At 58.3% G+C, this 19,801-nt stretch carries 28 protein-coding genes and 1 pseudogene; 26 read left to right on the top strand and 3 right to left on the bottom strand.

Features of this window, described 5'->3' with window-relative positions; genetic code table 11:
- Positions 1 to 101: 101 nt before the first annotated feature.
- From HX821_RS20405 to HX821_RS20505, 22 genes and pseudogenes are all read left to right on the top strand, one after another.
- Entirely contained in the window at positions 102 to 563 is a 462-nt protein-coding gene (locus HX821_RS20405) for a head completion/stabilization protein (RefSeq protein ID WP_177036295.1), read from the top strand.
- On the top strand, positions 563 to 775 hold the full coding sequence (locus tag HX821_RS20410) for a tail protein X (protein WP_177036296.1): 213 nt from the start codon (positions 563 to 565) through the stop codon (positions 773 to 775). Before HX821_RS20405 ends, HX821_RS20410 begins: the two co-directional genes overlap by 1 nt.
- A 45-nt stretch (positions 776 to 820) precedes the next feature.
- The gene (locus HX821_RS20415; protein ID WP_017477258.1) at positions 821 to 1,144 is read left to right on the top strand and encodes a phage holin, lambda family; all 324 of its coding nucleotides are present in this window, start codon (positions 821 to 823) and stop codon (positions 1,142 to 1,144) included.
- Positions 1,141 to 1,983 carry an N-acetylmuramidase family protein gene (locus tag HX821_RS20420; RefSeq protein ID WP_177036297.1) on the top strand — a complete coding sequence of 281 codons (843 nt, stop codon included), beginning with the start codon at positions 1,141 to 1,143 and terminating at the stop codon, positions 1,981 to 1,983. The genes HX821_RS20415 and HX821_RS20420 overlap by 4 nt, the downstream gene beginning before the upstream one ends.
- The gene (locus HX821_RS20425; protein WP_177036298.1) at positions 1,980 to 2,183 is read left to right on the top strand and encodes a hypothetical protein; all 204 of its coding nucleotides are present in this window, start codon (positions 1,980 to 1,982) and stop codon (positions 2,181 to 2,183) included. Before HX821_RS20420 ends, HX821_RS20425 begins: the two co-directional genes overlap by 4 nt.
- Complete coding sequence (lysB, locus tag HX821_RS31870) at positions 2,180 to 2,623, top strand: Rz-like lysis system protein LysB (protein WP_177036299.1); 444 nt, start codon at positions 2,180 to 2,182, stop codon at positions 2,621 to 2,623. The genes HX821_RS20425 and lysB overlap by 4 nt, the downstream gene beginning before the upstream one ends.
- A pseudogene (lysC, locus tag HX821_RS31665) lies at positions 2,538 to 2,723 on the top strand (Rz1-like lysis system protein LysC); the annotation flags it as partial. The gene lysB and the pseudogene lysC, both read left to right, overlap by 86 nt.
- A complete protein-coding gene (locus tag HX821_RS20435; protein WP_177036300.1) occupies positions 2,720 to 3,202 on the top strand; it encodes a phage tail protein in 483 nt (160 codons plus the stop codon). The pseudogene lysC and the gene HX821_RS20435, both read left to right, overlap by 4 nt.
- Positions 3,192 to 3,650 carry a phage virion morphogenesis protein gene (locus HX821_RS20440; protein WP_177036301.1) on the top strand — a complete coding sequence of 153 codons (459 nt, stop codon included), beginning with the start codon at positions 3,192 to 3,194 and terminating at the stop codon, positions 3,648 to 3,650. Before HX821_RS20435 ends, HX821_RS20440 begins: the two co-directional genes overlap by 11 nt.
- Positions 3,651 to 3,711: 61 nt before the next feature.
- Complete coding sequence (locus tag HX821_RS20445; RefSeq protein ID WP_177036302.1) at positions 3,712 to 4,284, top strand: phage baseplate assembly protein V; 573 nt, start codon at positions 3,712 to 3,714, stop codon at positions 4,282 to 4,284.
- Positions 4,281 to 4,625, top strand: a complete 345-nt coding sequence (locus tag HX821_RS20450) for a GPW/gp25 family protein (RefSeq protein WP_177036303.1) — start codon at positions 4,281 to 4,283, stop codon at positions 4,623 to 4,625. Before HX821_RS20445 ends, HX821_RS20450 begins: the two co-directional genes overlap by 4 nt.
- Positions 4,622 to 5,533, top strand: coding sequence for a baseplate assembly protein (locus tag HX821_RS20455; RefSeq protein ID WP_177036304.1), 912 nt, complete (start codon positions 4,622 to 4,624; stop codon positions 5,531 to 5,533). Before HX821_RS20450 ends, HX821_RS20455 begins: the two co-directional genes overlap by 4 nt.
- Positions 5,533 to 6,150 carry a phage tail protein I gene (locus tag HX821_RS20460; RefSeq protein WP_177036305.1) on the top strand — a complete coding sequence of 206 codons (618 nt, stop codon included), beginning with the start codon at positions 5,533 to 5,535 and terminating at the stop codon, positions 6,148 to 6,150. Before HX821_RS20455 ends, HX821_RS20460 begins: the two co-directional genes overlap by 1 nt.
- A complete protein-coding gene (locus HX821_RS32040) occupies positions 6,147 to 8,195 on the top strand; it encodes a phage tail protein (RefSeq protein ID WP_177036306.1) in 2,049 nt (682 codons plus the stop codon). Before HX821_RS20460 ends, HX821_RS32040 begins: the two co-directional genes overlap by 4 nt.
- Positions 8,196 to 8,207: 12 nt before the next feature.
- Positions 8,208 to 8,642, top strand: coding sequence for a phage tail assembly chaperone (locus HX821_RS20470; protein ID WP_177036307.1), 435 nt, complete (start codon positions 8,208 to 8,210; stop codon positions 8,640 to 8,642).
- A gap of 120 nt (positions 8,643 to 8,762) precedes the next feature.
- Positions 8,763 to 9,938, top strand: coding sequence for a phage tail sheath protein (locus tag HX821_RS20475; protein WP_177036308.1), 1,176 nt, complete (start codon positions 8,763 to 8,765; stop codon positions 9,936 to 9,938).
- A 57-nt stretch (positions 9,939 to 9,995) separates the two neighbouring features.
- Positions 9,996 to 10,511 (top strand): phage major tail tube protein, encoded by a 516-nt coding sequence (locus tag HX821_RS20480; protein ID WP_177036309.1) that lies wholly within the window; start codon positions 9,996 to 9,998, stop codon positions 10,509 to 10,511.
- A gap of 49 nt (positions 10,512 to 10,560) precedes the next feature.
- Positions 10,561 to 10,896 carry a phage tail assembly protein gene (locus HX821_RS20485; protein ID WP_177036310.1) on the top strand — a complete coding sequence of 112 codons (336 nt, stop codon included), beginning with the start codon at positions 10,561 to 10,563 and terminating at the stop codon, positions 10,894 to 10,896.
- 8 nt (positions 10,897 to 10,904) lie between these two features.
- Positions 10,905 to 11,024 (top strand): GpE family phage tail protein, encoded by a 120-nt coding sequence (locus HX821_RS20490; protein ID WP_017477242.1) that lies wholly within the window; start codon positions 10,905 to 10,907, stop codon positions 11,022 to 11,024.
- Positions 11,014 to 13,635, top strand: coding sequence for a phage tail tape measure protein (locus HX821_RS20495; RefSeq protein ID WP_177036311.1), 2,622 nt, complete (start codon positions 11,014 to 11,016; stop codon positions 13,633 to 13,635). Before HX821_RS20490 ends, HX821_RS20495 begins: the two co-directional genes overlap by 11 nt.
- Before the next feature lie 5 nt (positions 13,636 to 13,640).
- The gene (locus tag HX821_RS20500) at positions 13,641 to 14,081 is read left to right on the top strand and encodes a phage tail protein (protein WP_177036312.1); all 441 of its coding nucleotides are present in this window, start codon (positions 13,641 to 13,643) and stop codon (positions 14,079 to 14,081) included.
- The gene (locus tag HX821_RS20505) at positions 14,078 to 15,337 is read left to right on the top strand and encodes a phage late control D family protein (protein ID WP_177036313.1); all 1,260 of its coding nucleotides are present in this window, start codon (positions 14,078 to 14,080) and stop codon (positions 15,335 to 15,337) included. Before HX821_RS20500 ends, HX821_RS20505 begins: the two co-directional genes overlap by 4 nt.
- A 15-nt stretch (positions 15,338 to 15,352) precedes the next feature.
- On the opposite strand, the gene HX821_RS20510 is transcribed toward HX821_RS20505, so the two are convergent.
- The 3 genes from HX821_RS20510 to HX821_RS20520 all read right to left on the bottom strand — a co-directional run bounded on the left by HX821_RS20510 (position 15,353) and on the right by HX821_RS20520 (position 18,322).
- On the bottom strand, positions 15,353 to 16,609 hold the full coding sequence (locus HX821_RS20510) for a hypothetical protein (protein WP_177036314.1): 1,257 nt from the start codon (positions 16,607 to 16,609) through the stop codon (positions 15,353 to 15,355).
- Positions 16,578 to 17,621: a nucleoid-associated protein gene (locus tag HX821_RS20515; protein WP_177036315.1), complete on the bottom strand. Its 1,044-nt coding sequence runs from the start codon at positions 17,619 to 17,621 to the stop codon at positions 16,578 to 16,580. The genes HX821_RS20510 and HX821_RS20515 overlap by 32 nt, the downstream gene beginning before the upstream one ends.
- A 230-nt stretch (positions 17,622 to 17,851) precedes the next feature.
- Positions 17,852 to 18,322, bottom strand: a complete 471-nt coding sequence (locus tag HX821_RS20520) for a helix-turn-helix domain-containing protein (protein ID WP_256349001.1) — start codon at positions 18,320 to 18,322, stop codon at positions 17,852 to 17,854.
- A gap of 38 nt (positions 18,323 to 18,360) precedes the next feature.
- On the opposite strand from HX821_RS20520, the gene HX821_RS20525 reads away from it, so the two are divergent.
- Genes HX821_RS20525 through HX821_RS20540 form a run of 4 tightly spaced genes read left to right on the top strand, consistent with a single transcriptional unit; the run spans position 18,361 to position 19,784 of the window.
- Complete coding sequence (locus tag HX821_RS20525; protein WP_177036363.1) at positions 18,361 to 18,609, top strand: hypothetical protein; 249 nt, start codon at positions 18,361 to 18,363, stop codon at positions 18,607 to 18,609.
- Positions 18,610 to 18,649: 40 nt separating this feature from the next.
- Complete coding sequence (locus HX821_RS20530) at positions 18,650 to 19,123, top strand: YmfL family putative regulatory protein (RefSeq protein WP_177036316.1); 474 nt, start codon at positions 18,650 to 18,652, stop codon at positions 19,121 to 19,123.
- Positions 19,120 to 19,413 carry an ogr/Delta-like zinc finger family protein gene (locus tag HX821_RS20535; protein ID WP_177036317.1) on the top strand — a complete coding sequence of 98 codons (294 nt, stop codon included), beginning with the start codon at positions 19,120 to 19,122 and terminating at the stop codon, positions 19,411 to 19,413. Before HX821_RS20530 ends, HX821_RS20535 begins: the two co-directional genes overlap by 4 nt.
- Positions 19,410 to 19,784 (top strand): hypothetical protein, encoded by a 375-nt coding sequence (locus tag HX821_RS20540; RefSeq protein ID WP_177036318.1) that lies wholly within the window; start codon positions 19,410 to 19,412, stop codon positions 19,782 to 19,784. Before HX821_RS20535 ends, HX821_RS20540 begins: the two co-directional genes overlap by 4 nt.
- The last annotated feature ends 17 nt before the right edge of the window (positions 19,785 to 19,801 follow it).

The following is a 19,801-nucleotide window of genomic DNA, read 5'->3' on the forward strand; positions in this document are numbered from 1 at the left end:
AGCGTCCCCACGCACCCCGCCGGCTCGGGGCGGATCGGCCAGGCCGCTCCTCCTGAACGTGAAGCCCCGACCACCGGCGACCCATTTTTGAGTGCTGTTCCATGAGCGCATTTGTAGCCAGCGGCCCAGTCACGGGCGGTCACATCAACACCGACCCGTTCTGGCCCTCAATAGACCTTGAGCAGCTCCGCGCCACTCTACGCATCGACAACAGCGTCACCCCCGCTCGCCTGGAAACGGCCGTAATCGCTGCAGCGATCAATCTCAATCGCGAGCTGAAGTTGTGGAAGGCCCAGCAACTGGCCGCCGGTTACACCACGCTGGCCGACGTCCCTGACGACAAGATCAACGATGTATCGGTCCAGGCTCACCTGTACCGGCGTGCGATCGAGGCCGGTACCGGCGCCGAAGTCTGCGAGCGGTACCGCGACTACAGCGCAACCAATACAGGCAACGATAAAGCCGAAGATGTCGCCCCGACCATCGACGACTACCGCCGCGATCTGCGCTGGGCTGTCCGTGACTTTCTCGGCATCAGCCGCACCACCGTGGAGCTGATCTGATGCCTGTCGCCGTCTGCGCCAATCAGAACGACACCGTCGACGCCCTCTGCTGGCGCCACTACGGCCGCACTGCAGGCGTCACCGAGGCAGTACTTGAAGCGAACCCAGGCCTGGCCGACCACGGCCCAATCCTGCCGCAAGGCCTTGTCGTCAACATGCCCGAAGTCCAAGCCAGCGCGCCCCAGCGGCAGATGGTGAACCTATGGGACTGACACCGCAGCACCAAGCCCTTGAACCCACCAACCCTGGACAACGGAATGAAGCGCATGCCTGACCGTCCCGACACCTGGGCCTGGCTCGCCGCCTGGCTCGAACAGAACTGGCCGACTCTTTACGCCGGAGTCCTCGCCCTGATCATCGCCGCCCTGCGAATCATGTACGGCGGCGGCACCCTACGCCGCATGGTGGTCGAGGCTCCGCTGTGCGGATCCTTGGCACTGGCCGCCAGCCATGGCTTGGCGCTGCTGGGCATCCCGACCTCCACCGCGCCATTTTTCGGCGGGGTAATCGGCCTGCTCGGCGTTGAAGGCACCCGCGCTGCGGCCAAGAGGTTTTTCAACCGAAAGGTAGAGCAACTATGACCACCCTTCGCCACGGTGACCGCTCGCAAGCGGTGCTGATGCTGCAAAAGAGTCTCAACAAGAACGGTGCCAACGTCGTGCCGGACGGTGACTATGGCGACGCCACAGAAACCGCCGTCCGCGCGTACCAGGTCAAAATGGGCCTGGTCGCCGACGGCGTCGCCGGCACCAAGACTCAAGCCAGTCTTGCCGGTAGCGACTGTACCCAACTGCTACGCAACAACGACCTGGTGGTCGCTGCCGAACGTCTCGGCGTACCGCTGGCGAGCATCTACGCGGTGAATGAAGTGGAATCCAAGGGCAAGGGCTTTCTCGACAACGGGAAGCCGGTGATCCTGTTCGAACGCCACATCATGTACCGCCAGCTCGCCACGGCTCGAAACGCGGGCGATGACCCGGCCGAACTCAAGCGTCACGCTGACCAACTAGCCACCGCCAACCCCGCCCTGGTGAACCCAAAGCCTGGCGGATACATCGGCGGTACCGCCGAGCACCAACGCCTGGCCATGGCCCGCCTGATCGACGACACCGCCGCCTTGGAGTCGGCTTCCTGGGGTGCCTTCCAGATCATGGGGTTCCACTGGAAACGCCTCGGTTATGCCAGCGTGCAGGACTTTGTGGCGGCAATGAGTGCCGGCGAATCACAGCAGTTCGACGCCTTCACCCGCTTTATCGAGACCGATCCAGTGCTACACAAGGCCCTGAAAGCCCGCAAGTGGGCCGAGTTCGCCAAGCTCTACAACGGGCCGGACTATCTGCGAAATCTCTACGACACCAAGCTCCAGCGCGCCTACGAACGGCACGCCGGTTGCGAGTGTGGGCAAGGGGTGGCGGCATGATCGACTTCGACGCGGTGGAAAAACTCCGGGTGCAGGACGGTGACGTGCTGGTGGTGCCGGCGTCGTCCGAACATGACGACATGCAGCTCCTGGCCGAGTCCATCCAGATAATGAACGGCGCGCGGGCCGTGATCGTGCGTGGCCCCGTCAAGCAGCTCGACACCGCAGCTATGAACAAACTCGGCTGGTACCGCGCGTGAGCACCCTGCGCCAGGCCCTTTATGGCCTCGCCCTGCTGGGCGCCCTGTCGCTGATTATCTGGGGCCAGCAACAGCGCATCAACGCCGCAGAAAACAAGACCAAGCTTGCAATAAAGGAGGCCGCGGATGCCCGGAAGGACGCTGACCGCAACCTGGAAACCGCCAACACCCTCACCGCCACCCTGAACCAGGAGCGCGACGCCCAGAGCAACCTGCGCGTCCAACAGGATCAACTGCGCCAGGGGCTGGCGAAACGCGAGCGAACCATAGAGGACCTTAAACGTGAAAACGCCGAACTACGGAACTGGGCTGATCAGCCTTTGCCTGACGCTGCTCGCCGGTTGCGCGAGCGCCCCGCCCTCATCGGCGCCGCAGCTTACCGTGACTGGCTGTCCGGCCGTGGTGCCGTGCCAACTACCGGCGACCAGCCCGCGCAATAACGGGGACCAATTGACCGATCAGGACCGCGCCGAAGCTGCCTGGGCTGATTGCGCTGCCCAGGTCGACATGGTCTACAAACACCAGCAGGCCCAACCATGAACAAGCCCGAAAGCCTGCGCGCCCACCTGCTGGCCACCGTTGCCGAGTTCAAACACAACCCCGACCGACTGCTGATATTCATCGACAACGGCAGGGTTCGTTGCACCGCCGCCCATACCCTGTCGTTTGAATACAGCTTTGACCTGCAGATAATCCTCACCGAATTCGCCGGCCACCCCGACAGCGTGATCCTGCCGATCCTGGGCTGGCTCAGCGTCAACCAGTCCGAGCTGCTGGAAAACCTCGACAAGGTCAAAGACGGCATCAAGTTCGAAGCCGACATCCTCGACAAGGACAAAGTGGACCTCAGCATCACCCTGCCGCTGACAGAGCGGGTAGTCGTTGGCAACGATGACCAGGGCAACACCACCGTCAAACACCCGAACGAACCTCAGCGCGTGGCGGGTTATCTCGATCCGAACTGGAAGCCCGGGGCCCAGGGCAACACCAGTGAGTGGATAGTGCCCGATGGCAAATAACCTGGAGGCGTTGGAGACCTGGGCGGCGGTTCTACTGGCACGGTTGGAGCCAGGGGAGCGCAGCAAACTTGCTCGGACCATTGGACAGGAGCTGCGCCGCAGCCAGCAGAAACGAATGATGGCGCAGGAAAACCCGGATGGCAGCAAATATGCGCCTCGAAAAAAGCGTGATCTTCGCGGGAAACAGGGTCGTATTCGCCGCAAGCTGGCGATGTTCAAGAAGCTACGGACAGCGTCATACCTCAAGGTCCGTGGTGATAGCAACGCCGTAACGGTTGGGTTCACGGGGCGTATCGCTCGAATTGCCAGGGTTCACCAGTATGGTTTGAAGGATCGTGCAGAGCCTGGCGCTCCTGACGTGCGTTACGAACAGCGGGAGGTTTTAGGGTTCACCGATGCTGACCTTGATTTGATTCGCGATAGCCTGCTCGCGCATCTGACACTGTAACTACCTCTCCTACAAGGCAACGAAGCTGCGCCCGCACGCGCGTGGCGCCACCATCGGCGCTATGAACGACTTCGCCGCCCTCTCCCGCATGCTCGAAAACCTCATCCGCTTTGGCGTCATCGCCGCCGTGCAGATGAAGCCCCCGCGCGTGAAGGTAAAAACCGGTGAACTGACCACCGCTTGGCTACCCTGGCTGGCTCTCCGCGCCGGGTCTGACCGCGAGTGGGATCCACCCACCCTGGACGAACAGGTGATCCTGTTTAGCCCATCCGGCCAGCTCGCCAACGGCGTTGTCCTTACCGGACTGCCCTGCGACAACATCCCGGCCAACGGCGACCGCGCCGGCCTGCACCGCCGCACCTACGCCGACGGCGCGGTGATCGAGTACGACAGCGTCGCCCACCACCTGAATGCCACCCTGCCCGACAGCGGCACCACCAGCATCGTCAGTAATGGCGGGATCAATATCATCGGTCCTATAAATCACCAGGGCGACTACAACCAAACCGGCAACCAGAACGTGGTCGGCCTTGTGACCGTCTCCAAAGATGTAGTCGCAGCCGGCATCAGCGTGGTCAACCACCCCCATGGCGGTGTGATGCCAGGCAACGGCAAGACGGGGAAACCAGAATGAACCGACAAACCGGCGGCGCCATCGACACTCTGGACCACATCACCCAGTCCATGACCGACATCCTCACTACCCGCATCGGTACCCGGGTGATGCGCCGAGAGTACGGCAGCTTGCTGCCCGAGCTGGTGGACCACCCATTCAACGACGTCACCCGCTTGCGGGTGTACTCGGGCGCAGTCATGGCGCTGATGCGCTGGGAACCGCGGATCAGCCTCAGCCGCATTCAGTTCGTCGGCGCAAATCTGCAAGGCCAGTCCGTGCTGGACGTGGAAGGCAGTGTCGTCGACAGCAACGAATCGTTCAGCCTGAGCATCCCGCTGCAACTGGGAGGCAGCGTATGAACTCCTTTGCCGCGATTGACCTCAGCCAGCTCCCGGCGCCGCAGATCGTCGAGCAGATCGATTACGAGTTGATCCTCGCCGAGCGCAAGGCCTACATGATCAGCCTGTGGCCGATCGAGGAACAAAGCGAAATTGCTGCCCGCCTCGAAATGGAATCGGAGCCGCTGACCAAGCTGCTGGAAGAAAACGCTTACCGCGAAACCATCTGGCGCCAGAGGGTCAACGAGGCCTCAATTGCCAACCTGCTGGCCCTGGCCAAAGGTCCCGATCTGGACCAACTGGCGGGCAACTTCAACGTCACGCGCCTGGTTGTCCAGGAAGCCAAGCCGCTGGCAAACCCGCCCGTAGCTCGGTTGATGGAGGGCGACGATAGCTTGCGCGAGCGGGCACAAATGTCCTGGGAAGGGTTGAGCACCGCCGGCCCCCGCAACAGCTACATCTTCCATGCCCGAGGCGCGGACGGCCGCGTTGCAGACGCCACAGCCGAAAGTCCATCCCCGGCCGTGGCCGTGGTCACCGTGCAATCACTCCTGGGTGATGGCACAGCATCGGCCGACTTGCTTGCCATCGTCAAAACGTACCTGAGCGACGATGACCGCCGCCCAGTGGCTGACCGGCTCACCATCCAAGGCGCGCAAATCGTCCGCTACCAGGTCAAAGCCAAGCTGTACTTGCTGACCAGCGGCCCCGAGTCGGAACCGATTCTCGCAGCAGCTGAGCAGCGCGTGCTGGCCTACGTCAACCAACGTCGGCGCCTGGGAATGGAAGTGTCTGAATCGGCAGTTCACGCCGCACTTCACGTCGAAGGCGTGCGCAAGGTTGAACTGGAAAACTGGGCGGATATCGTCGCCACCAAAGCCCAAGCCCCCTACTGCACTGGCGTCACTGTCACCCGGGGTGTCGAGTAATGGGCGCCCAACAACTTCTTCCGGGCAACTCCACGCCGCTTGAGCGCCAAGCCGCTCAGGCACTCGCACAGATTCAGCGGGTACCCATACCGCTGCGGCAGTTGTGCAACCCAAACACCTGCCCGGTGAAATTGCTGCCTTACCTGGCTTGGGCCTTTTCCGTCGACCGTTGGGATAGCAACTGGACCGAAGCCACCAAGCGCGCGGCCATTCGTTCATCCCGCTACATCCATGCGCACAAAGGCACCATCGGTGCCTTGCGCCGCGTGGTCGAGCCTCTGGGTTACCTGATCGAGGTGATGGAGTGGTGGCAGACCGCGCCAGAAGGTGTACCCGGCACCTTTGCCTTGAAGGTCGGCGTGCTCGACACCGGTATCACCGAAGAAATGTACCTGGAGCTAACGTGGCTGATTGATGACGCCAAGCCCGTTACCCGCCACCTGACAGGCCTGGCCATTAGCCTGGAAAGTACCGGCACGGTGTTTATCGGGGCCAGCGTGTACGAAGGCGACGAACTCAGCGTTTACCCACCGACACAGCGCGACATTGACGTCAGCGGAGTGATTCGCATCGGTGGCCGCGAACATCATATCGACACGATGGACATTCACTCATGACCGACCAAAATAGCCAGTTTTTCGCGATTCTCACTGACATCGGCAGAGCCAAGCAGGCCAATGCAGATGCCCTCGGCACGGCATGGACCTTTGCCCAAATGGCCGTGGGCGATGCCAATGGCACCGATCCCATCCCCAACAGTGCGCAGACCAGGCTGATCAACGAGCGCCGACGTGCCCCCCTGAATCAGGTGAAGGTTGATCCAGCCAACGCCAGCGTGATCATTGCCGAGCAGGTCATCCCGGAGAGCGTTGGCGGCTGGTGGGTACGTGAGCTGGCCCTTTACGACAAGGACGGCGACATGGTCGCGGTTGCCAACTGCGCGCCGACCTTCAAACCCTTGCTCGCCCAAGGATCTGGCCGGACACAGGTGATTCGGATCAACCTGATCGTCAGCAACACCGCGAATATCGAACTGAAGATTGACCCCAGCGTCGTGTTGGCCACTCGCGAGTATGTCGACACAGCCATCATTGAGGCCCAGGCCAAACAGGACTTCAAGCACTCCGTACTGGTAGCCACGACCGGCAACACCACGTTGAGCGGTCTGCAGACCGTTGATGGCGTGGCGTTGCAGGCCGGGAACCGCGTACTGGTGAAGAATCAGCTGACGGCCAAAGACAACGGCCTGTGGGTGGTTTCTTCAACGGGCCTATGGAAACGCGCCGAGGATGCCGATACCAGTATCGAGGTAACACCTGGCCTATTTGTGAGCGTCGAGACGGGCACGGTCAACGGCGACAGCGTTTGGCAGTTGGTAACCGACGCGCCAATTGTCCTGGGTACTACCGCGCTGACCTTCGAGATGGCTGTGGGCCGCACAGGGGTCAATGCGGGCTCATATGGCAAGGTTACCGTCGACAAGTATGGTCGGGTCATTGCCGGTACAAACCCGACAACGCTTGCTGCGGCCGGGATCACCGATGCATTGTCGATTAATGGGGGAACCCTTCAAGGCAATGTCCAATTGACGGAGAACAGCAGATTCTATATTGGCCCGGGAAATACGCCCTCATGGGGATTGGGAATGTTCGCCGGGGCTCCTGCATCGATTAAGGGGGGCGTTGGCTTTTGGGGCGGAGCTGACGGTGTATTCAAAACTGCATTTATGGGGCTTGGAACTGACCCATGGTCCACCGGACCGGGCATCCGGATCACGTCGGAAGGCAATGTACTGATCACGGGCACCATCTACGGCAACGGCGCTGGCTTGAACTCTGTGCCGTTCTCCGCACTGACAGGTCTACCGACCACTTTATCTGGCTACGGCATTGCCTCTGTGCCTTTCACTTCTCTGACAGGGTTGCCAAACACCTTGTCTGGCTACGGCATTGCCTCCGTGCCTTTCACTTCTCTGACAGGGTTGCCAAACACCTTGTCTGGCTACGGCATCGCCGGTGCGACCCAAACGGAAGCCGAGCAGGGCTCTGACACAACCAAACCGATGACGGCGCTACGGGTCTGGCAGGCAATCGCTGCCAAAGTAGTGCAGGCGACAACAAGCGTTGCTGGTATCGCTCGAATCGCCTCGCAGACAGCTGTGAATAGCGGCTCTGAACCTTCGACGATAGTTACCCCGTTGACGCTTGCCACGCGCTTGGCCGCGTTGTGGCAAGCCGCACAAGAGGGCGTGCTGGGCGTTGTACAACTCGCCACGCAACCGGAGGTCAATGCCGGAACCGACGACACAAAAGCGGTGACGCCAAAAAAGCTGCGCGCTGGTATTTCATGGGTGCTTGGCGCGAATGGCTACATCGCAATGCCAACCTGGCTGGGCGGCTGGATTTTACAATGGGGGTTAGCGGTCGGGGTTGGACAGGCGACCAACAGCGGTACGTCGCAAGGCCCTGGTCGTGACGTGTCTCTTTCCGTGACGTTCCCGACCGAAATCATGTGGGTGGGCGCCTGCATGGCCTTTACGACGATGATTACCGGGGCAGCATTTACGCCTGGAGCTGGGTACGTGTCGAGGTCTGTGATCCGGGTTCAGAACAACTACACCCAGTCAGCAGGCGACATCGCTTGGCTGGCGCTTGGCCGATAAAGAGGTACATCTATGGCAGCGTTTTACAGCCCCTCAGAGCGTGGTTTCTTCGACACTGCGCTGAATAGCAAAAAGCAGATTCCGACCGATGCGATTGCGATCACTGAGCCGCAGCGAAGGGAGCTGCTGGCAGGGATATCGAGCGGTTTGCTCGCGCAAGTGTCCGAGGATGGTTCGCTTGAGCTGGTCGAACCGCCGGTTGATCTCGATGCCGTGGCTTTGGCCGAACGCGCTTGGCGTGATGGAGTACTGACGTCTGCGGCATGGCTGCGTGACCGGCACCGCGATCAGCTCGAAATTGGCGCACCGACAACGCTCACCGCCGAGCAATTCGGAGGGCTGTTGGTGTTCATGCAGGCACTGCGCGACTGGCCGCAATCGCCGGAATTCCCGGATAGCACCCATCGCCCTATCGCGCCCACTTGGCTTGATGAGCAGGTTCAATAACAACCATCGAAAGGTGGCGCGCCTTGTAGCGTGTCCACCTACAACGTCCACCACTCGCCGAACTGCCGCGCGCGCGGCAGCCTGTGCACTGTCATTCCATCACAGCGCAGGCATCCACCCATGGCCGGTTCAGACTATCTCCACGGCGTGCGGGTCATCGAACTCAACGACGGCACCCGCCCCATTCGCACCATTCCCACCGCAGTCATCGGCTTGGTTTGTACGGCTGAAGATGCGGACCCGCTTGCTTTCCCGCTGGACACTCCGGTACTGCTGACCAACGTGCAAAGCGCCATCGCCAAAGCCGGCGTAAAGGGCACTCTGGCGTCCAGCCTCCAAGCCATCGCCGATCAGACTAAGCCCTACACAATCGTGGTTCGGGTCAAGGAAGGCGCAGACTCAGCCGCTACTACCACTGCCCTGATCGGTACCACCACCGCCGATGGCAAATACACCGGCATGAAAGCCTTACTCGCAGCCAAGGCCCGTGTGGGCATGACGCCACGCATTCTCGGCGTACCTGGTCTTGACAGCCAGCCGGTGGCCGCCGCCCTGGTATCGACTGCGCAGGACCTGCGCGCATTCGCCTACGTCAGTGCCTGGGACTGCAAAACCAAGGAAGAAGTGGTCGCTTACCGTGAAAACTTCGGCGCCCGTGAGGTCATGGTGATCTGGCCGGAGTTCCAGAACTGGGACACGGTCACCAGCGCGACCGTTACCGCGTCGGCGGTGGCCCGCGCCCTGGGCCTGCGGGCAAAAATCGACCAGGAAACCGGCTGGCACAAGACCCTTTCCAACGTTGCGGTCAACGGCGTGACCGGCATCAGCGCAGACGTGTTCTGGGATCTGCAAAACCCGGCCACCGACGCCAACTACCTCAACAGCAACGAGGTCACAACACTGATCAATGAGGGCGGCTTCCGCTTCTGGGGCAGCCGTACGTGCAGCGATGATCCGTTGTTCGCCTTCGAAAACTACACCCGTACCGCCCAGATCCTCGCCGACACCATGGCCGAGGCGCACATGTGGGCCGTGGACAAGCCCATGCACGCCTCCCTGGTGCGGGACATCATCGAAGGCATCAACGCCAAGTTCCGCGAGCTGGTTGCCCAGGGCTACCTGATCGGCGGCAGCGCCTGGTACCCGGAAGATATCAACGATAAGGACACCCTCAAGGCTGGCAAGCTGACGATCGATTACGACTACACGCCAGTGCCGCCGCTGGAAGACCTCACCTTGCGCCAGCGCATCACCGACAGCTACCTGATGACGTTTGCCAGCCAGATCAACGGCTAAACCGGGTCTCCCCGAAAGGGGAGTTAACCCCCTGCCAAACACCCGGAGAATACCGCCATGGCGATGCCACGCAAACTTAAGAACCTCATGCTGTTCAACGACGCCAACATCTACAGGGGGGTGGTGAAGTCCGTCACCCTGCCCGCCCTCGGCCGCAAGATGGAAGCCTATCGCGGCGCTGGCATGAATGGCCCAGTCAAGGCGGACCTGGGCTTTTCTGACGATGGTATCCAGTTCGAATGGAAGACCGGCGGCCTGGATCTAATCAGCCTCAAACAATTCGCCATGGTCAACGCCTCGGGTGTGGCCTTGCGCTTTACCGGGGCCTTTGAGCAGGACGACACGGGTGAAGTCAGCGCGGTGGAAATTGTCGTGCGAGGCCGTCATGAAACCATCGAGATGGGTGACGCCCAGCCAGGCGAAGACACCGAACACTCCATGACCACCACCTGCACCTACTACAAGTTGACCGTCGACAACGAAGATATCATCGAAATCGACCTGCTCAACTTCATCGAGAAGGTCGCCGGCGTTGACATGTTGGAGAAACAGCGCAACGCCCTGGGCTTCTGAGCTCCCCACCGCCATATAACTTGCTTGCCAATCACCAGGAGCTATACCCATGAAAAACGCGGCTACCGGACAACCTGACGTTCAATCACTTGCTGACGACAACACCGTCATCCTCGACACACCTATCCGCCGTGGCACCAGCACCATCGAAAGCATCACCCTGCGCAAACCCAACTCGGGCGAGCTGCGCGGCGTGAGCCTGGCCGAGCTGCTGCAGATGGACGTCAACAGCTTGATCAAGGTGTTACCGCGCATCAGCTCGCCAACCCTCACCACCGTTGAAGTCACGTCCATGGACCCCGCCGACCTGGTCGCGCTCAGCACGAAGATCACCGGTTTTTTGCTACAGAAATCGACGAAGACGGATGCATCCCTCGTTGCGTAGAGGAGGCCATGGCCGATCTGGCCGTGGTTTTTCACTGGGCACCGGCTGACATGGATCAGTTGGGCCTGCAAGAACTGATGGACTGGCGCGAGCGCGCCAGGGTGCGGAGTTCCACCGATGGCAAATGATCTGCGGCTACAGGTGGTGCTGGATGCCATCGACAAAGCCACCCGCCCGTTGAAGCAAATCAACAACGGCAGCCTTGAGACCGCCCGCGCGCTTAAGGCTGCACGTGACCGCCTGAAAGAACTCAACACTCAGCAGAAAGACGTCAGCGCCTGGCGCGCTCAGCGTGCCGCCGCCGATCAGACCGGCACCGCACTCACCGCGGCACGCGATAAAGTCAAAGCCCTCAGCCAGCAGTTTGCCGCGACCGGCGCGCCGACCAGGGCAATGACGCGCGAGTTTCAGTCAGCGGTACGCGAGGCCACAAAGCTCAAGCAGCAACACCAGCAGCAGAGCGTTCAACTGCAAGGCCTGCGGTCAAAGCTCAATGACGCCGGCATCAGCACTAAAAATCTGGTGGCCCACGAACGCCAGCTGCGCGAGCAGATCACAGCCACCAACGCCAGCATCAGCACGCAAGGCAAGCGCATGGCGGAGCTGAGCGCCCAGCACAAGCGCGCGGCCATGGCCCGGGGCAGCTACGACAAGGGCAAGCAGTTCGCGGGCAACGCGGCCGTGGCCGGGGGCTCCAGCTTGGGCGTTGCGTACGCAGCCAGCCGCCCAGTCATCGGCGTGGTAAAGGAATACGTCGACTTCGAAACGGCCATGATGGGCGTAGCCAAGCAGGTCGACGGCGCGCGGGACGACAACGGCAAACTCACCGCCACCTATTACGAGTTTGCGGACGCGATCAAAGCGGCCAGCAACGAAATGCCAATTGCCACCACCGAATTCGCTGCGCTGGTCGAAGCGCAGGCCCGGGCTGGCATTCAGGGCAAAGAGAACCTGTTGACCATGGCAAAGGTTTCGGCCACCGCTGCTGTGGCGTTCGATCTGCCGGCGGAACAGGTGGGCGAGGACATGGGCCGGATCGCCGGCTTGTACAAGGTACCGATCAAGAACATCTCCGAGTTGGGTGATGCACTCAACTACCTGGACGACAACACCCGCTCCAAGGGTGGGGACATCATTGAAACGCTGACCCGCATGAGCGACGTAGCCGACAAGCTCGACTACCGCAAGGCGGCAGCGTTGGGCAGTACGTTCCTGTCGCTGGGTTCGGCACCAGAAGTCGCCGCGAGCGCTTCCAGGGCGATGATCCGTGAGCTTTCCATAGCCACCATGCAGAGCAAGAAGTTCCAGGAAGGCATGGCCATGGTCGGCCTTGACTCAAAGGCTGTGCAGAGCGGAATGAGCAAGGACGCCATGGGCACAATGATGGGTGTCCTTGAGCGGATCAAAAAGCTGTCGCCTGAGCAACAGACAGAAGCGTCAACGCGGATATTCGGCAAAGAATTCGGCAAGGACGCCGGCAAGCTGGTCAACAACCTGGACGAACTGAAACGTCAGCTCGACCTGGTGAATGACGCCGCAGCCAATGGTTCGATGCAGCGGGAAATGGATATCCGTGCTGATGCGATCGAAGGTCGCTGGCAAGTGCTGCAGAACAAGTTATTCAACACCAAAAGCGGCGCGGGCGAAGCCGTACGGTCGACCATGGTCGACGTCATGGACGCCATCGGCGGTGTGCTAGACAAGGTCAATGCCTGGGTCAAAGCCAACCCGACTTTGACGGCGACCTTGCTGAAGATCGTAGCCAGTGTGGCGGTGTTGTCAGCGGTTTTCGGCGGGCTCGCCCTCACACTCGCCGGCATCTTGGGGCCGTTCCTGTTCCTACGCTTCGGCCTGGCCATGTTCGGTGTTCGCCTGCCCGGCATCATCGGTATTTTCAAGGTGTTCGGCACGGTTCTGCGAACGCTGGGCGGGATTTTGATTGGTCCCCTGGTGACCGCACTTCGTACGGTTGGCATAGCGTTGTGGGGGCTTTCCGCTAACCCGATTGTCCTGGTCATCGCTGCTGTTGTCGCTGCACTGGCCGGTGGCGCGTACCTGATCTACAAGAACTGGGACGCGGTAAAAACCTACTTCGCCAACGCCTGGACCGAAATCAAATCCGGATTCGACGGCGGGATCATCAGCATCATCAATACCCTCACCAACTTCAGCCCCATCGGCCTCATTTACCAGGCGTTCGCTGGAGTATTGAGTTACCTGGGCGTGGATCTACCAAACCGGTTCACCGAATTCGGCAACATGATCGTCAATGGCCTGGTCACCGGGCTGATGGCTGGGCTTGGCAGCGTCAAAACGGCCATCAGCTCTATCGGCGACGCCAGCATTGGTTGGTTCAAGGAAAAGCTCGGCATCCACAGCCCGTCGCGGGTGTTCGCAGAACTGGGGGGGTTCACCATGGCAGGCCTGACACAGGGCCTGGAAGGTGGACAGAAAGGCCCACTGGACGCCCTGATCAGCATGAGCAAGCAGATGACAGCGGCGGGCACCCAGGCACTGAGCACAACCGCCATGCCGGCGTTTTCCGTGGACACTGCGCCACCGATCAGCAGCGCGCCCGCAGCTGCGGTCTACGACAGCCACGACACCTACGAATTCACCATTACGGCGGGGCCTGGCACGGACATGCAAAGTTTGGAAAAGAGCGTGCGTGCACTGATGGCCCGCATCGAAAACGAAAAGAAAGCGCGTCAGCGCAGCAAACTTTCTGACCTGGAATAACCACCATGATGATGGCCCTCGGCATGTTCGTGTTCAGCCTATCCACTGCCGCCTACCAGGAGCTGCAACGCCAAACCGATTGGCGCCATGCCAGCAACAACCGGATCGGCGCGGCGCCCGCGCGCCAGTTCCTCGGTCGTGGCGACGATGCCATCACCCTCCCCGGCATCATCTTGCCCGAGCTGGCCGGTAGCGCCCTGAGCCTCGACGCGATACGCCTGATGGCGAATACCGGCAAGGCCTGGCCCATGGTCGAAGGCACCGGGCGGATATACGGCCTTTGGGTGATAGAGAGCCTGAGCGAGAACAAGACCATCTTTTTCAGGGACGGCACCCCACGGCGCATTGAATTCACCCTGAGCCTCAAGCGCATCGACGACGACCGAATCGATCTACTCGGCGCCGGCACCAGCATTGGCGTCAACATCTTACGAGGCCTGCTGTGATCGACTCCACCATTTCCAAGGTCACCGGCTACGTGCGCAGTACCGCCGAGCAGTACGTCCGTGACGCAGCCTATCCCGTGCCGGCCTTTCGGCTCACCGTCGACGGCCTGGACATTGCGCAACTGATCAGCCCGCGGCTGATGAGCCTGGAGCTGACCGACAATCGCGGCGTCGAGGCCGACCAACTCAGCATCACCCTCAGCGATCATGATGGTCTGCTGTCGATCCCGCCCAAGGGTGCGGTATTGCGTTTGTGGTTGGGCTGGAGCGATACCGGCCTGGTGGACAAGGGCACCTACACCGTCGACGAAACCGAACACAGCGGCGCGCCGGATGTACTCAGCATTCGCGCTCGATCGGCAGATCTGCGCAAGGGGCTTAAAACCAAACGAGAGCGTAGCTGGAGCAACACCACTCTCGGCGACGTTCTGGGCGACATCGCCATTGGCAACGGCCTCACCGCCACCATCGCCGGAGCCCTGGACGGTTTGCCCATTCTGCAGCTCGACCAGGCCAATGAATCCGACGCGAACCTGATCAGCCGCCTGGGAGAAGAATTCGACGCGGTGGCCAGCGTCAAAGCAGGTTGCCTGCTGTGCATGCCAGCGGGCGGTGGCAAGACCGCCAGCGGCCTGGAACTGCCACACATCACCCTTACGCGTGCCGACGGCGACCAGCACCGCTATCTGCAAGCAGACCGCGACAGCTACGACGGCGTGCGCGCCTATTACTACGACGTCAATAGCGCCAAGAAACAGGAGGCCATTGCCGGCGGCGGCGATAACCTCAAAGACCTGCGCCACACGTACAGCGACCAGCAGTCAGCCCTACGCGCCGCCCGTGCGGAGTTTCGGCGGCTACAACGCGGCAGCGCCACGCTCAGCTACAACTTGGCCATGGGCCGGCCAGATCTGATCCCCGAACTGACGTACACACTCCAGGGCGTTAAAGAGGAAATCGACGAGATCATCTGGTATGGCGGCAACGTGCAGCACAGTCTCACTGCCGACGGCGGTTACACGGTGAGCCTGGAACTGGAAAGCAAACTGCCGGAGGACAACGTTGAAGACATGGCAGAAGAAAACAAGGGCGATTACACGGGGATCATTGCGTATTACCGCGACGCGAAAACCGGGAAGGAAAAGACGATTACGGCAGGGGATCAGGCGAAGCCAAGGCGGTTGCGGTGGTTGTACGCCAGTGAGAAAACGGCGAAGCGGGCGGTAGATCGCGAACAAAGCAAGCTAGATCATTAAGTAACAATCACCAGCTTACTTGTCGCCACCCTCTCTTAAGGAAGGATCACAAAAAAGTGAAACCGCTCTTAACACGATATAAGATAGAATACCGATGGATGTCCAAGTAATCGCACCCCATGGCACAGCGCCTTTTTCAGAATAATAAAAGAACATAACAAGCGCCACACCAAAGGAGATAAGTACTACCAGACCAACGACCTCCAACAATATCGACTGATATCTATACCGAACACGCAGCAACTTATAAGGCGCATCAAACTTTAATTTGACCGCATTATGCTTACCCTTAATCAAATCCCACTCTGCGGTCATTTCAAAAAAAATAGTGGACAAGGTATTTTTTTGATTCAATATTAAAAACAACATAAAAACTGCAAAAACAAGCGACCCTACCAGAATAAAAAAATTCTTCAAAGAGAATCCGTCAACCACTTCCATCTGGCCGCAAACAACTATCAAGGCAACTGGGACTGCTAAAAGCTGGTTCTGTATATCGGAAAAAACCTTGTTGATTTTAGCCAGCGCCTCAAACTTACTCTTTTCAACCTCTGCCTTTATTTTCTGAAAAGAAAATTCCGAAACGTACAACTGATAACTGGACGATACACGCCTCGCAAACTCTTCAAATCGAGACATAATCAACCCAACATGAAACCTTCCCTCACCAACCTCCTTCTTCATCTCCAAAAGTATAGACTTAACAATAGTGCGCTTCTGCTCCACGTGCGTTTCTGTCTTTATATAATCTTGAGCAAAAGCCGAGACGCCACTCAAGCAAGACATCTCCTCACGACTATATTCAAGGAACAACTCGATTTTTTCTCCATGAAAAAAAATCAACTTAGCAGCGCCTTTAGGGACAATGTGGTCAGCTAGCGGGGGAGAAAACAACCCTACCAGGGTCACAGCATCTACATACGAACATACTTCTGGAGGGGCAGTCTCATAGTCGCCCTCAAATAAATAGTTGATATCAGCCAGATAAAATTTGGCAGGCACAGACTGACGGCGCTGGCTAGTAGCAAGCAAATCATCTAATGAAAAAGCAAAAAAAGCGTTCTGCTCCAAAGGTGGCATAAAAAGCACCTCTCTTGTCTCAGCAGACGAACTTTGGAGCATCTCTAGCCTTTCCAACTTCGTAACGGCTTCTTGGAATACTTCGCCGGGGAGAGTTCCCCTCAAGCGACCTTGCTCGAGAGTTCGGTTCTCCAGCAGCTTGTAAACTTCGACAGCTAACTCAATCTTCGTCGTTGGCAGCATTTTGAGCACCGAGAGCCTTATCCATCTCAGCAAGAAGATCTGCTGGTGGATTCATTATAACCAAACCTTGCAACTCCGGATCATAATAAACAGTTTCATTCCGAAGATCATTAACATCAAAGCTTACACTAACACTACCAAACCTCCTACTAACCCTCATCAATTTTTTGTAAGTGGCAGGATTTGGCGAAAAAACCTCACTCACTTCGTACTCATTATCCCTTATAAAATTAATGAATGACTCAGGAGCTTGATCATTAATAATTGCAGATAATGCCACTAAATTTACCGGCTCATCATTCGCTTTCTTTTCAACACAATGAGCATATAACCGATCAGTAGCAACTTGCCTTTTAAGTGGTTCCCAGCCCAAGCTCTCGAAGTAATCATTAAGCGCTGTAACCGTTACCTCTGTGTTATGTCGAGCATCAGTATATTCAGTACAAGCCAAGGCCACCCGAAAATACTTGGTAACATCAGCATCAGTAGCTCGCCTTTTTATAAATGAAAGGTATGGCTGCTCATCATTCTGCCATTTTTGAATATCAATTCGCGCAGCTTCATACAAGTGGCTAACGTCAAATGACAAGGAGTCATTCAGATCAAGAGTCGCCTCATCAATGCCTACGCCTTCCTTAAGCTTCAACATTGCTATAAGAAGCCAATCTCTGCCCTGATTATGGTATCGAACAAAAAGCGGCCAAGTCGTAGTAGCCATCCACTGCTCTTGCATAGGAACCGAGATCAATGAACACACCCCTCGACTAAACTCGACGAGATCTACCTCTTGTTCAATATATCTTTTCATTAGAATAGGAAACTGATGAATTAAAGCATCATCACCAAATGTCCCGTAGCCGTTACTGAGTCGAGTGTAAAGGGTTAGCACCTCCCCCCCCAAAGTATCAAGGCGCGCATCAATAGGCAGCACCATTTCACGGGGCTTTATCGTTACCGCACCGTCACCGTTAGTTTCACGAGCCTTGATAACCCCATGAATAATCGACTCAGTAATTTCCATAACTTTGCTGCGCCCTAGCTAATTAATTTAATTATGGATAAAGCACCGATCGTTTTTTCGGGTTTACCATAGAAAGCATAAATGAGATGAGAACACACCGAGAGAGGGGTGGTGCTATGCATAAATCACATCCCTATGACGATTTGGCAGAACCGCAATCCCTGTAAATCGGGCTTGGCGAGTGGATCAGTGCTATCCCTTCACGCTGATCCGTTCTTAATGGGTACAGACTATGCTGGCCGTTTGGTATCGGCAAGGGCTTCAGTCAAATCCTTGAGGCGCTGCTCGACATCCATTAAGCGTTTCTTTTCTTCAGCAGCGCTCTGTATCTCCCGCTTACCGGCCTCTCCAAGCGAGCGGAACAGCTCAAGAATGGCCTCCTCCTGCTGGTTCTTTGCTTGAGGTTCCGACGAGACTGATGAAACACCCAGACACATAGAACCTTCACCTGTCAGCAGCCAATCCAGACTTATACCCAAATGAGTGCGAATGGCTGCCATAGCCTTCGCATTGGGTTCACGCTCGCCCAGAAGGTAGTTCTGAAGCGTCCTGTAGGGGATCCCCACTACTTCTGAGGCCTCCTTTATAGACATACCTCTCTCGTCGATAACGCTGCGCAGGCGAGCGGCTATACTCATTTTTTCATACATTCCAATTGACGCACTCGTTTTGGTGCGTATACTGCGAACAAACAGGTACATCTTAACCAACTAGGAACACTCGAACCATGAGCCAAGCCATGGAAAAGCGCCAGATCCAAGCACGGCTGATCGAGCGCGGCAGCAACTTCCGTCAATTCGCCCTCAGCCACGGCTATGAGGTGCGAACGGTGACGCAAGTGGTTCAGCGTTGGGCCGGGCACAAAAAGCTGCCTCGTGGCCGGTTGACGTACCAAATCCTGCGAGACCTGTCGCGGGTGATTGGCAAAGAAATCTTGCCTGGAATCCTCGCGGAAAGTGCCGCGCAAAATTCAGCACAGGCTGTATGAAACGACTGTAGGGGCGATGACTCCAGGGAGAAACCAGAAGATGAAACGCCCAGTTCTAGACAGCAGAAAAAACGTCGTAATGGCCGTCATCGGCGCCTACCCGGGCGGTCGTTCGTACGCTTCGGCAGACCTCGGTATGCCGCTTAAGAAGTTCGACAATCAAGCCTACGAAAATGCAGGCAGTCGCCCGCTGACCGACGAGCACATCCATCGCCTGGAGAAGGTCGCCGGTACCACTTTCCTGCCCGACTACATCGCTTCAATGTACGGCGGCATGTTCGTACCGCTGAGCCTCCCGGAAACGCTGGACAACGTGGAGTTGTACAGCCGTTCGCTCAAGGCATCGGCCAAACGGGGCAAGGTCGACCAGATCATGTCAGCCGCCCTGGATGACGGAGTCATCGAAAAGCGTGAAGCAGACGCGATCATCGCCGCGCTGATCACCTACATGTCGGCCCGGTATGCCGAGGTGTTCGCAACCATTCAGCTCTACAGCGCAGGAGCTGCCCAGTGAGTACCTACAAACTGGTGTGCCCTCACTGCCACAGCCGGATGCGCATCCGCACCAGCGAAGGCCAGCACATTTTTCTGCGCATCACCTACATGCAATGCACCAACGAAGCCTGTGGTTGGGCGGTGCGTGCTGAATTTCAAATGACCCACGAACTGAGCCCCAGCGGCATGCCCAACCCAGCCGTGAAGCTTCCGGTTGCAGACGTGGTCATTCGCCGCCAGGCAATGAAAACCGCCAACGATCAACCCGATCTGCTGGATCAATTGGAAGTGGAGGCCGCAACCGTATGAACACCATTGCCCTGACAACGAACCCCACTAGTGACTACCGCGCTGCCATGCAACAAGCGGCCGTAGCCTACCTTTACCGCCACCGTTGCGAGCACCTCGCCGGTGACAACCAGCTCCTGGATAACTGCGCAGGGTACCTGACCCTGTCGCTTGAAGTGCCACTGCACCTGGTGCAGCGCATTGCTGAACTGGCAGTGGCCGAGTTCGAAAGCATGACCTGCAAGCGTGTTGCCTGGCTTGGCGTTCACCCGAACAGCGGTCCATTCCGGCCGGTCATCTGGCTGCTTGACAACTGCACCCAACAGCGACACCCCATTTCAGCGCGTTTGCTTCCGACACGCCTGCTGCTGACCCGCAACCTCCCGCACTAACCCGAAACCAATCCCTG

It is taken from the genome of Pseudomonas sp. B6001, from assembly GCF_013386015.1.
Lineage (GTDB): Bacteria > Pseudomonadota > Gammaproteobacteria > Pseudomonadales > Pseudomonadaceae > Aquipseudomonas.